This is a genomic window from Eubacterium album (assembly GCF_025336545.1).
Classification (GTDB): Bacteria; Bacillota; Clostridia; order Lachnospirales; family Lachnospiraceae; genus Eubacterium_U; species Eubacterium_U album.
Map to the genome: position 1 here is coordinate 376,776 of NZ_JAODBU010000002.1, position 13,831 is coordinate 390,606.

Annotated in this window: 10 protein-coding genes; all 10 read right to left on the reverse strand. The window is 31.8% G+C overall.

Annotated elements, in window-relative coordinates:
- Window positions 1-64 precede the first annotated feature (64 nt).
- Window positions 65-841: a phosphoribosylformimino-5-aminoimidazole carboxamide ribotide isomerase gene (gene hisA / locus N5B56_RS02045; RefSeq protein ID WP_117909823.1), complete on the reverse strand. Its 777-nt coding sequence runs from the start codon at window positions 839-841 to the stop codon at window positions 65-67.
- A gap of 29 nt (window positions 842-870) precedes the next feature.
- Complete coding sequence (locus tag N5B56_RS02050; RefSeq protein WP_260978291.1) at window positions 871-4,041, reverse strand: FtsX-like permease family protein; 3,171 nt, start codon at window positions 4,039-4,041, stop codon at window positions 871-873.
- A 25-nt stretch (window positions 4,042-4,066) separates the two neighbouring features.
- A complete protein-coding gene (locus N5B56_RS02055; RefSeq protein WP_022088497.1) occupies window positions 4,067-4,765 on the reverse strand; it encodes an ABC transporter ATP-binding protein in 699 nt (232 codons plus the stop codon).
- Window positions 4,766-4,945: 180 nt separating this feature from the next.
- Complete coding sequence (locus N5B56_RS02060; protein ID WP_118565549.1) at window positions 4,946-6,226, reverse strand: O-acetylhomoserine aminocarboxypropyltransferase/cysteine synthase family protein; 1,281 nt, start codon at window positions 6,224-6,226, stop codon at window positions 4,946-4,948.
- A gap of 63 nt (window positions 6,227-6,289) precedes the next feature.
- Entirely contained in the window at window positions 6,290-7,480 is a 1,191-nt protein-coding gene (gene murD, locus N5B56_RS02065) for a UDP-N-acetylmuramoyl-L-alanine--D-glutamate ligase (protein ID WP_022088495.1), read from the reverse strand.
- A 4-nt stretch (window positions 7,481-7,484) separates the two neighbouring features.
- Entirely contained in the window at window positions 7,485-8,858 is a 1,374-nt protein-coding gene (locus tag N5B56_RS02070; RefSeq protein WP_117909821.1) for a MurL-like N-terminal domain-containing, read from the reverse strand.
- A 202-nt stretch (window positions 8,859-9,060) separates the two neighbouring features.
- The gene (locus tag N5B56_RS02075) at window positions 9,061-9,264 is read right to left on the reverse strand and encodes a hypothetical protein (protein ID WP_022088493.1); all 204 of its coding nucleotides are present in this window, start codon (window positions 9,262-9,264) and stop codon (window positions 9,061-9,063) included.
- Between the two features lie 21 nt (window positions 9,265-9,285).
- Entirely contained in the window at window positions 9,286-10,779 is a 1,494-nt protein-coding gene (locus N5B56_RS02080; RefSeq protein ID WP_022088492.1) for a hypothetical protein, read from the reverse strand.
- Window positions 10,780-10,887: 108 nt separating this feature from the next.
- Window positions 10,888-12,972 carry a polyribonucleotide nucleotidyltransferase gene (locus N5B56_RS02085; RefSeq protein WP_022088491.1) on the reverse strand — a complete coding sequence of 695 codons (2,085 nt, stop codon included), beginning with the start codon at window positions 12,970-12,972 and terminating at the stop codon, window positions 10,888-10,890.
- A gap of 343 nt (window positions 12,973-13,315) precedes the next feature.
- Complete coding sequence (rpsO, locus tag N5B56_RS02090) at window positions 13,316-13,582, reverse strand: 30S ribosomal protein S15 (RefSeq protein WP_260978292.1); 267 nt, start codon at window positions 13,580-13,582, stop codon at window positions 13,316-13,318.
- Between the last annotated feature and the right edge of the window lie 249 nt (window positions 13,583-13,831).

Below are 13,831 nucleotides of genomic sequence, written 5' to 3' on the forward strand. Positions count from 1 at the left end.
TTAAAAGATGCCAATCATAAAATGCTATACGATTGCACAAGAATAAAAATGTAACCTATCATTTTTATTCATTATATTTAGCAACTATTTCCTGATATGATAAATGTCCACCAAAAATATCCAATGCACTTCCTATTGTAAAATCTAATTTTGCATCACATATTTTTTTGAAATTATCTATCTGATCTACACTTGCAATTCCGCCTGCATAAGTAATTGGGTTCTTCTCCCACTTTGAAAGCAATTTTACTAACTCTTCTTCCATTCCCGAACCTTTTCCCTCCACATCAACTCCATGGATTAGAAATTCATCACAATATTTGGAAAAATGCTCCATTGTTTCTTCATTTAATTTAATGTTAGTAAATGTCTGCCATCTGTCTGTAACTATATAATAATCATTGTTTTTCTTTCTGCAACTTAAGTCCAATACGATTTTACTTTTACCTACTGTCTTTACAAGTTTGTCTAAATTTTCGTAATTTACTTCTCCATTTTTGAATACATATGATGTAACAATAACATGACTTGCTCCATTTTCAATATATTCAGCTGCATTTTCTGCATTAATTCCTCCACCTATCTGCATTCCTTCCGGATAAGCAGCAAGCGCTTCAAGTGCCTGCTTTTTTGAAGCCTCAAAATACTCGGAATCTGCTGCATTTAAAATAATAATATGTCCACCTTCAAGATTGTTATTTTTATACATATTTGCATAATATGCTCCACCTTTTTGTGACACAAAATTTTCCTGTGCCTTATTACCTTTATCTTTAAGCGTTCCACCTACTAACTGTTTTACTTTCCCATTATGAATGTCTATACATGGTCTGAATTTCATTTTTTCTTCCTATCTTTCTTTTTTATTTACTATTCTCCACTTTTTAGTGATGTTGCCATATCAACTTTTTTCAATTTAAAATGCATCGAAATATTAATTATTACAGCAAATAAAATTGTTAATAATGTGCTATAAATGTAACCACGCGTTCCAATATTTCTTCCAAACATAACCATATCAATTTCTGCCGTCTGAATTACAAATTGGTGCAAAATTATTCCAAATCCAATGCCTATTATAATTCCTAAAATTGTGATAATGACATTTTCTCTGTAAATATAACCTGACACTTCCATATCATAAAAGCCAAGTACTTTAAATGTTGCCAATTCTCTTCGTCTTTCAGCAATATTTATATTGTTAAGATTATAAAGTACAATAAATGCAAGTAGTCCTGCCGAAAATACAAGTACGATTACAACCGTATCCATACTTTTCATCATTTCACTAAAACTATTATATGTTGTCTGTAAGAATGATACTCCTGCAACACCATCATTACTCATTATTTTATTTCCTATTTTATCGTCTATAACTCTGCCTTTTTTCAGGATACAAAAAGCAGTATTCATTTTTGCATCTTTCCCGGTTATCTGTTTATAATATTTTCCGGTCATATACATATAATGATAACTATAATTTTCGATTATTGCACTAACCTTTACATTATATCTTACAGTATCGCTTTCTTTGAAATAAATTTCATCGCCTACTTTGGCTCCGATTTTCTTAGCCATTTTTTCAGATATAAGCACACCATCATCATTTAACTTATATTTTTCATTTTTAGTTCTGCTCTTAAATGTAACGTATTTAGATATATCATCTGTGCTTTCAGGTATAACTATGTATGTACTTACCGTACTATTTTCCTTTCCAACATCATAATTCAATACATCTGCCTGTAAATTATCTTTTATATCCGAATTGCTGTTGAGAATCTTTTTAAGTTCATCCGTTCCATTCTTCTTAGTCCATTCATCATCGTATGTAACTGTCAAATCATAATGGAATAAATCGTCAAACTGTATTGTTAATATTGAATTTATGGAATTTTTAACGCCAAATCCAACAAGCATTAAAGCCATACATCCACCTATACCAAACAAAGTCATGAACAATCTTTTTTTGTATCTAAACAGATTTCTAAAAGTCGATTTTATATTAAAACTTAGATGATTCCAAATAAAAGGTATTCTTTCAAGCAGCACACGCTTTCCGGCTTTTGGAGCTTCTTGCTGCATAAGTGATGCCGGTTGTTCCATAAGTGCTTTATAACACGCAAGTATTGTTGCACCTATTACACTTACTGCTGCTGCAAGACATGCTGTCACAAAATAATATCCATTTATAGGAATTTCTATTATATATAAATTCTGATACATCAATCTATACGCAGTTATTATAATCCATGGTAAAGTTTTGCTACCTGCTATACCTCCAATTATGCCACCTGCAATTGTTGCAACTGCTCCATATGCGATATATTTTCCGGCTATGCTTCCTTTTCCATAGCCCAGTGCCTTAAGTGTTCCAATCTGAACTCTTTCTTCCTCAACCATTCTTGTCATAGTCGTCAAACTTACCATTGCTGCAACCAAAAAGAATATAAGTGGAAATACTTTTCCTATATTTCCAATACGCTCTGCGTCCTGACCAAATTCAACAAATGACACAACCGTTTGTCTGTCCAGCACATACCATTCTTTCTTTTCTATCTCATATACTTTATCTTTTGCCTTATCTACTTTTCTTTGCGCTTTGTTAAGCTTTTTCTGAGCCTTAGCAAGCTTCGTATATGCCTTATCAACCTTTTTTTGTGCCTTTATAATCTCATTTTTACCATCAGTAATTTCTTTTTTTCCATCAGCTAGTTTTTGCTTTCCGGTTTCAAGTTTTTCTTTCGTATTATCTAATACTGCTCTTGATTTTTTTAATTCCTGCTTTCCAACAATTAAACTTTTCTTTGCTTTATCAAGCTTCTTTTTACTTTTATCCAGTTTAATTTTTGCTTTATTTAATTGTCGCTCATGTTTAGAAATCTCTGACTGTGCACTTTCAATCTGGCTCTTAACCTGCGGCACATCACTCATTCCCATTGCAGCAAATCTTTTTTTAGTGTTATTTAAATCATTTTTCCCACTTTCAAGTTCTTTTACTCCTGTTTTATATTTAGCATATCCACTTTCATATTGTTTTTGACCATTTTTATACTCTTTTTCACCTTCTTTCAATTTTATGCTGGCAGATTCATATTGCTTTTCCCCTTTATTGTATTGTTCAACTCCACTTTTATATTCTTTTTCCTGCTTTTTTAATTCACTTTCTCCCTCTTCTATTTTTTTACTATTTTCTTCTATTTCCTTCTGTCCATCATCCGCTTTTTTCAAACCTTTTTCGTATTTTTTATAATTTTTATCTATCTTTTCCTGAGCTGACTGAATTTCTTCATTTGCCACGTCAACTATTTCTTCGTATCTTTTTTGTTCCATAGCAGGCGCAACTTTTTTAATTTTATTTGTCACTTTATCAACATACTTTTCATATTTTGTTCCATAGCTGTCTAACTTTTTAGCACCTTTTAATGTAATATAAATATCAGAGAAGTTATCCATATCAAACTGATTTTTATTAATAATTATTAATCCATCAAGTTTTCCTGAACCTACTGTACTGCTTCCTTTGTGAAATGATAAATAATTACCTGTACAAAAAGTTCCTTTTACGGTATATTCCTTTCCCTTTACGTATTCATTATCAACTGTTATCTTGTCCCCTACCTTAATGTAATTATGTTCAGCTAACTGTCTATCCACAAGGCACTCATCATCTGACAGTTCATTCACATTTGTTTTCACTTTATTAATTGTATCCGTTCTAGACATCATTTTCACGGTATACTCTGTTTCTCCATTCTTAACTACCTGATCCACATTATATATACCTTCGATGTCTTTTATTTCATCTATAGACTTTAATGCATTAATATCGTTATTAGTTACTCCAAGTTCACTTACAACTCTAATATCATAAATGTTTTCTTTATCATAAATTGCATCCACGGATTTTCTCATGTCAGGTTCCGTAGAACGTATTCCAGCATAAAAAGCCACACCAAGGGCAACAATTAAAAGCAGGGATAAAAACCTGCCAAATGTCTTTTTTATTTGAACATAAAATTCTTTTCTTAATGCCTTCATATAGCTACCTCTTGATACTTAATTTTTACCATTCAATTTTTTCTACCGGAAGTGGATTTTCATTTATTGTCATATCACTGACTTTACCGTTTTTGATTTTAATTATTCTGTTTGCCATTGGTGCAATTGCCTGATTGTGCGTAATTACAACAACTGTCATACCTTTTTTACATGTATCCTGCAATAATTTTAATATAGCTTTTCCTGTCTGATAATCTAATGCTCCTGTCGGTTCATCTGCCAATAATAATTTAGGATTTTTTGCAATTGCCCTTGCAATAGATACCCTTTGCTGCTCTCCTCCTGAAAGCTGTGCCGGGAAGTTTTTCATTCTTTCCTTAAGTCCAACGCTTTCAAGAACTTTTTTTGCATCTAACGGATTTTTGCAAATCTGACCTGCCAGTTCTACATTTTCCAATGCTGTAAGATTTTGCACCAGATTATAAAACTGAAAAACAAAACCAATATCATGTCTTCTATATGTAGTTAACTCCCTATTGCTGTATCTGCTTATATCTTTTCCATCAACAATAACGTTACCGGAAGTCAATTTATCCATTCCACCTAAAATATTAAGTACGGTAGTTTTTCCTGCTCCTGAAGGTCCGACAATAACAACAAATTCTCCTTTTTCAAATGAAAAATTCATTCCATCTGCCGCCTTTATTGTTATTTCTCCTGTTTTATATTCTTTTACAACATCTTTTATTTCAACGTAACTCATAAATCGCACCTCCTAAAAGCATGTTTCATACTACCATCTACCATCTAAAATCTAATTTCTCTTATATATATATTAACTGACATTTTTTTTTCATTCAAGGGCAAAGTAACTTTGTTATCTTTAATAAAATTAAAGGTCTTCATGTTTAATCCATGAAGACCTTTGTTTTGTTTAATACATTTAAATTCTATTTAAAGCCTGTTCTAAATCGTTAATAATATCATCAGCATTTTCTATACCGATTGAAAATCTAATTAAATCCGGTTGAACTCCTGCTTCAATTAACTGTTCATCTGTCATCTGTCTGTGTGTATGGCTTGCAGGATGAAGTACACATGAACGTGCGTCTGCAACATGAGTAACAATTGTAATAAATTCAAGGCTGTCCATAAATTTAATTGCCGTTTCTCTTCCACCCTTTAATCCAAATGTAATTACACCACATGTACCATTTGGCATATATTTCTTAGCCAAATCATAATATTTGTTTCCTTTTAGCATCGGACAGTTAACCCACGCTACTTTATCACTGCTCTGAAGGTATGTTGCCACCTTTATAGCATTTTCACAATGACGTGGCATTCTTAAATGAAGTGTCTCAAGTCCTACATTTAACAAAAATGAATTCATAGGTGCCGGAATCGAGCCTAAATCTCTCATAAGCTGAGCTGTTGCCTTTGTAATATAAGCTCCCTTTCCAAATCTTTCAGTATATACAATTCCATGATATGAATCATCAGGAGTTGTAAGTCCCGGGAATTTATCTGCATGGGCATTCCAATCAAATTTTCCACTATCAACAATCGCTCCACCTACTGCCATTGCATGACCATCCATATATTTTGTTGTTGAATGTGTAACAATATCCGCTCCCCACTCAAATGGTCTGCAGTTAATTGGTGTTGCAAATGTATTGTCTACTATAAGTGGCACTCCGTGTCTGTGGGCTGCCTTTGCAAACTTTTCAATATCTAATACAACTAAAGATGGATTTGATATTGTTTCGCCAAATACCATTTTTGTATTTGGTTTAAATGCAGCTTCTAATTCTTCTTCTGTACAATCAGGATTAATAAAAGTTACATCTATTCCCTGTTTCTTCATTGTAACTCCAAAAAGATTAAATGTTCCTCCATAAACATGTGCTGAACATATAATATGGTCACCTGCTTCGCAAATGTTAAATGCTGCATAATAATTTGCTGCCTGTCCTGAAGATGTAAGCATACCTGCCACACCACCCTCTAAATCGCAAATTTTCTGTGCCACAACATCATTCGTAGGATTCTGAAGTCTTGTGTAAAAATATCCTTCTTCCTCTAAGTCAAATAATCTGCCCATCTGTTCCGAATTGTCATACTTATATGTAGTACTTTGATAAATAGGAAGTACTCTTGGCTCTCCATTTTTAGGCTGCCATCCTCCCTGTACGCATATAGTGTCTAAGTTTCTCTTTTCCATTTTGTAACCTCACTAACTTTATTATTAGCACATACTTTGTGTTTACCATCCCCGTATAGTTTTTTATAAACCTAAAGTGTGTTTGTACAAATCACCACGCTCTTCAAAATTCTTAAAATGATCATATGAAGCTGCTGCCGGTGACAATACACACGCTTGTCCTGATTTTGTAATTTCTTTTGCCTTATTTGTTGCCTCTACTAAGTTATTACACATATAAAGATTTTCTCTGCCTGATAACATGTCATAAATTTTTTCACCTGAAGCATACATGCAAATAACATTTACCTTCGTATTCTTTTCAAAATAATCACAAAGAATCTGATAATCAATTCCTCTATCCATTCCACCGATAATAATAGTTCCAATATTTTCAATACTTTCTACAGCCTGAATTGCTGACTGACATATTGTCGAAATTGAATCATCATAATAAGTAACTCCGTCTATTTCCCCTAAACGTTCCATTCTATGTGGAAGCCCTTCAAAAGATTCGATGTATTTTGTTACTTCTTTTTCATCTAATCCAAAGCACTTTGTAGCAATATAATATACTACATTTGCATTGTATTGGTTATGTATTCCTCTTAATTTAAGGAAGAAATCTTTTGCTAAATTTTTATCTGACATAACAACTTTTCTTGCATTTACCGGTATATCTAAATCGATTTCCTCATTTACAATAAAAGTATCTGTAACTCTCTGATATCTGAAAATATTAAATTTAGCATTTTTATATCTTTCCATTGTATCGTAGTAATCCAAATGTTCTTCATATAAATTAAGAAGGACTGCTATTTTAGGTGATGCCTTTGCATGTGCCAACTGATGGCATGACATTTCATACACTATTGTAGTATCATCTTTTATTTCGTCATATCTCTCAAGACATGGTCTTCCTATATTACCAACTAATACACAATCTACTCCACAATTCCTTAAAGTTGTGTACAACATAGATGCTGTAGTACTCTTTCCCTTTGTGCCTGTAATACCAATTATATTTTTTGCAAATTGTGCTAACATCAATTCCGTCTGTGAAGTAAATTTAATATTATCTTCATGGCATTTTATGCCCGGACTTTTAACAATTATATCATATTTATCACAATCGATATCTTCATATTTACCTTCAAAAATATCATATTCACAATCAATATTATGGTCTAAAATGAAATGTTCTGTTGATTTACCTTCTCTTCCATATCCCCAAATTAAAATCTTTTTCCCTGTTAAAATATCTGCTATTTTCATATAACTACACCACTTTCCTTATTTCCTTTACAAAATTATCCGGCACAAGATGCTCATCGCACCATTCACCTAGCAGTATCTTTAAATCTTCTCCATTATTCACAATATAGTCTTTATATTTTTCAGTAAGTTTTAGTTTTTCACCCTTTTCAATAATATATTTCAAGCTTGCCACAACTTCACTTCGTGTTCCCACACACTCAAATGGTTTGTTCTCATCTATTCCTACAAGTTCTCTGAAATACTTTTCTAAGCTCTCTTTGTTTAATAAATTTTCACCAAATACTTCTGTCAATCTCTCCTGACTTAAGAATGGTGAAAGAATTATATATACAAATAAACATTTTGGACAATCGCAACACCAAATACCTTTTTTACTTCCTGCATTACAGCTTCTAAATATTTCAAGGTACTTGTCACTTGATGCAAATATTTTTGCAATCTGTATTTCTGTAAGTGGTCTTAATAAACTAAAGTATCTTATGTCTGACTCCACTATGGTTGCAATGTAATCATTAAAATCTAATTCAAATTCATAACTTTTTGAATATTGATGATTTACTTTTGAATCTTTAACCGTTGATTCGTTTGCGCTGTTTTCATTTGACAAAGTTATATATTTCTGTCCGTTTAATGCAGCTGTTAATACTGAAGAAAATGCAACAATAGCAGAAAATGGTGTATGTCCATTAATATATCCCTCACTATTTAACTGTAACATTGTTTTATCTAATGTTCTCCTACAAAGAATATCTCCAATTTTATTATCAGTTACATCTATTACTTTCTTTACGGCTTCAATTCTGTTTACGCTGTAAGTTGTTATTTTCTCATCTTTAATTCTTTTAAGCACTTCTAATGAAACACATGAATCTTTTCCACCACCAATAGGCACTAAACACCCTTCATATATCCCATGCAATTTAACTGGCTTTGTACAATCTGTCTGTTCTTTACTATAATCACAAACTAAATGCATGAATTCTTTTTCATACGCTTCAATGCCATTAACATAAAAGCATTCGCCTAAGCCATTGTAATATAGTTTCTTCCACCATTGTAACTGTGTATCAGTCAATACTCCACACTTAATAATAACATTCTGTGGACATGCAATTTTCCAATAACTGACTAATTCTACCATTCCCAGATTAAAAATTAGTCTGTTTATTGCATCTTCATTTGTATCTTCAATATTCTTAAATGGTATCTTCCATGTTGGATGAAACTCTGCAAGTCCCGGCACAACAAAATTATATTTAATATCTAGCTCATTGCTATTTTTTTCAACTTCATAGGAATCAAAAATAAAATCTTTATATTCACTTCTTAACAAATCATATTTTTGCTGTCCTGTCAGTTCTTTTAGATTCTGCATATTTCTCTCCTACCTTACCGACAACTATTCATAATAATTAACATATGCTTATTTTTTGCTATTGAATTTGATTATACCATTATCAATATAGTAATTGCAATTGTTTGTGAAAAAATTCACAAAAAAAATGCAACAGTCCAACCAAATAGCTAAACTATTACATTTTTATATATTTTTATATATTTTTTTATATTTTTTTATACTATTCCGGATTATAATCCTTCAGCATTATATGAGCAACAATTGTGCATATAGTAAATAATATAAAAAGTACTGCCATTAAAACTATAAACTGTGTTGTAGTCATTGGTATTCCTGCAAATACTACAACAATAAATACCACAAATATAATTGTAGCTATTATATTTGCTACTTTTCCTATTTTTATCTTTGTTTCCTGTGACATATTATTTTCTTCTTTCGTATTCTATTTTCTTTTCATCAATACAAAGCTGTCATTTCTTCCTATTTCTTCATATTTCTCGTCTATTATGTAATCTAAATCATTATCTGTTCCATCATTTTCATTATAAATATTATTTTCTCCATTTTCGACTATGTATTTTGCCTGCCCTGATTCAATATATTCCTTGAATTCTTCCTGCATTTCGTCATTTACACTGCACATCCAATCCTGTAGCATAAAATATTTATAGCATGGGACTATATCCGTCACAATATAATACTCTGATTTGACGTTATATGCCAACACGCTGTTTCTTGATTTTTCAGGAATTAATTTCGTTATTTCTTTTGCATCTTTTTCTATACCTGTTAACTTATTTACGTCATAACTAATCATGGATTTTGTAGAAATAAAAGCACATGATAAATTTAAACTGATTAAAATCAATGTAAATATTCCAAACACTTTATTAATAATCTTATTATTCTGCACCAAATCTGCTGTCATACCACAAGCTACTATATAAACAGGAAACCATATATACATATAATTTAAATTTGGCCTCATTCCTAATTGAACTACAATACCAACAATTGCAGATATCATAAGAGAAAGAGAAACAATTCTCTCTTTCTTATTTGTCACAAAATTTGAAATTGCTATCAACAATGACATTAGTAAATTTAAATTTACAATTAAAATTGTAAACACTCCTGCATTTAATAAAATTCCGTTTGTGTTTAGTGTATATTTTATATTATGTATAATCGTTCCATAAAACATTTCATATATCGCATTCTTTTTTATGTAATAAATTACAAAAGGCACTAGTACCAAAACTGCACCTATTATAAAAGCCACAATATTTTTCAGTATATTGCTCCACTTTTTATTAACAGCTAATAAAACCGTCCCCGTTATAATCATCACACTTATTGGTAAAAAATTAGTCATTCTTATCAATACACAAACCATAAATGTAATTCCATAAAAAAAAGCATATTTAACATTATGTTCTATATCATTATCTATGTCGCATTTAAAATATTTGACTACAAAATACATACTCCATACCAAAAATGGTATACAGTAATCCTCTGTCATATTTCCTGCAAAATATATTCGATTTAATAGTAATGCAATTATTGTAATTATTATTGATTTTCTTTGGTCATTATAGAAAAGATCAATAATCTTATAACTACCATATAATGTTACTGTAAGAAAAGGTATTTCAATTAAAAGAAATCCTATTTTATTACCGGTCAACATCGCTCCCATCCATTGTATTACAAACATCAATGGTCCCTTATGTTCAAAAAAGTCAATATATGGAACTAATCCCTTTTCAACTAATATTCCCTCTAGCATATAATTAGCTGTATCACTATGACACCATTTATATAAAGGTGATGTATCATATGAAAACAATAGTAAAAAAACAAATGCTACAAAACTAAAAACAATTATTCTATTTACTATATGCATAGTTATATCTTTTTTTTGCTCTCTCATCCCTTCTCACTTTCCCTTTTACATTTATATTCATTAATACAAAATCTCCCGACTCATATCTATATCCGCAATAGAAAAATATTTGTCGGGAGATTATTATTTTTTTATTTACTGAGCATCTTTAATTGAGAAGCTTATTCTTCCCATCTTATCCTTGCCCAAGCATTTACATTTTACATGATCTCCAAGTGTAAGATAATCTTCAACATGTTCAACTCTTTCTTTTGAAATCTTTGAAATGTGAACCATTCCTTCTTTTCCCGGAGCGAACTCGATAAACGCACCAAATTCCTTAATGCTTACAACTGTTCCTTCAAGAATCATTCCTTCTTCGAAATCTGTTGTAATGATCTGGATATATTCAATTGCCTTATCAATCTGTTCTTTGTCAACTCCACATACAGATACAGCTCCATCATCTGTTATATCAATCTTAACGCCTGTTTCTTCAATTATAGCATTAATTGTTTTACCCTTCTGTCCTACAACATCACCAATCTTAGCCGGATCAATATGAATCTGAACAATCTTAGGAGCATATGCACCTACTTCTTTTCTAGGTTCTGCAATTGCAGGTTTCATACAATTATCCATAATGAAAAGTCTTGCTTCTCTTGTTCTCTGGATTGCACCTTCTACGATTTCTCTTGTAAGTCCATGAATCTTAATATCCATCTGAATAGCTGTAATACCTTCTGTTGTTCCTGTTACCTTAAAGTCCATATCGCCAAAGAAATCTTCGAGTCCCTGAATATCTGTTAATAATACATAATCATCATCTGTATCTCCAGTAACAAGACCACATGAAATACCAGCTACCATAGCCTTAATTGGAACACCTGCTGCCATAAGCGACATACATGATGAACATGTACTAGCCATTGATGTTGAACCATTTGATTCAAATGTTTCTGAAACTGTTCTGATTGCATATGGGAATTCTTCTTCTGAAGGAAGAACAGGTACTAATGCTTTTTCTGCTAATGCACCATGTCCGATTTCTCTACGTCCCGGTCCTCTTGATGGTTTTGTTTCCCCAACTGAGTATGATGGGAAGTTATAGTGATGCATATATCTCTTTACTGTTTCATTTTCATCTAATCCATCAATTTTCTGTGATTCAGATAATGGTGCTAAAGTACAAATGTTACAAATCTGTGTTTGTCCTCTAGTAAACATAGCTGAACCATGAACTCTAGGAATAATATCAACTTCTGCTGCAAGTGGTCTTATCTGATCTAAAGCTCTGCCATCCGGTCTCTTATGATCTTTCAAAATCATTTTACGTACTGTTTTCTTCTGATACTGGTAAAGAGCTTCTCCAAGTACTGCAAGCCATTCTTCATTTTCTGCAAATGCTTCTTCAAGTCTTTCTCTAATCTTGCTTATATTTTCTTCTCTTACCTGTTTAACATCTGTAAATACAGCTTCTTCCATCTCTGCAGGTGGAACAATCTCTTTTATTGCTGCAAATAATTCTTCAGGTATTGTAAAACTTTCATATTCATGTTTTGGCTTACCAACTTCGGCAACAATCTTATTTATAAATTCGATAATCTTCTGGTTAACATCATGAGCCATATAAATAGCTTCAATCATTTTAGCTTCAGGAATAATGTTGGCACCTGCTTCAATCATTATAACTTTTTTGCTTGTTGAAGCAACTGTTAACTGTAAATCTCCTTCTTTCCACTGTGACTGTGATGGATTAATGATAAATTCTCCATCAACTAAACCAACCTGTGTCATTGCACATGGGCCATCAAATGGAATATCTGAAATACATGTTGCGATAGCTGAACCTAACATAGCAACAATTTCAGGTCTGCACTGAGGATCAACTGATAATACTAAGTTATTTAATGTAACATCATTTCTATAATCCTTAGGGAATAAAGGTCTCATAGGTCTGTCAATAACTCTTGAAGTTAAAACTGAGTTTTCACTTGCCTTGCCTTCTCTCTTATTAAATCCACCCGGAATTTTACCTACTGCATACATTTTTTCTTCAAATTCAACTGAAAGTGGGAAGAAATCAATTCCCTCTCTTGGTTTTTCTGATGCTGTTGCTGTAGATAATACTGTTGTATCTCCATAATGCATTAATGCTGCACCATTAGCCTGAGCAGCAACACGTCCAACATCTACTGTAAGTGTTTTACCACCAATTTCAATACTAAAACTCTTGTACATTTTCGTCTCCTTTTCTCTATCTTAGTACCATCTCACTGATACATCTTTCCGACACATATAATGTGTCCTTTGAATGTCTTATATATCCGGCAAACACCGAAACTACTGAAAAAAGGGCGAATTACTTTTCGTCCGCTTTTTCAGTGGTCTCGGGTTTCAGTTTGCCAATTAGATATATTAAATAAGCAATCTTTTTTATTATAAACAATACGATACAAAAAAGCAACCAAACATTTAACCTTAACTAAATTCCACCGATTTTATAATATTTGTTTTTCACATTAAAAAACTGCACTTTAACAATATAAACCTTGTTAAAATGCAGTCTTTTATAAAACTTATATTATTTTCTAATACCAAGTTTAACAATTAATTCACGATATCCTTCAAGATCTGTTTTCTTTAAGTAGTCAAGTAAACCTCTTCTCTTACCTACCATCTTAAGAAGACCTCTTCTTGAATGATGATCCTTCTGGTTAACTTTTAAATGTTCTGTTAACTCCTGGATTCTTGCTGTTAAAATTGCAATCTGAACTTCAGGTGAACCTGTATCGCCCGGTTTTCTTGCATATTCGTTAATAATTGCTGTTTTCTTTTCCTTTGTTATCATTACGACAACCTCCTTAATTATTTTAATATCGCCATACACTTAAGTAACGGTTGGAGTATCCAATACTTAGCGTAGGTTCGCATACCTTGATATGTTACCACATATCGCAAGATAAGTAAACTAAATATTTGTAAATTATCAAAAATATAAAGAATTTTTTTGTAGGCACACCAGCTATTTTTTAGTTAGTGTGCCTATAATACCTTTTGTTAAAGGCTTAATAGTTACAAAATTTTTATATTTCTATAA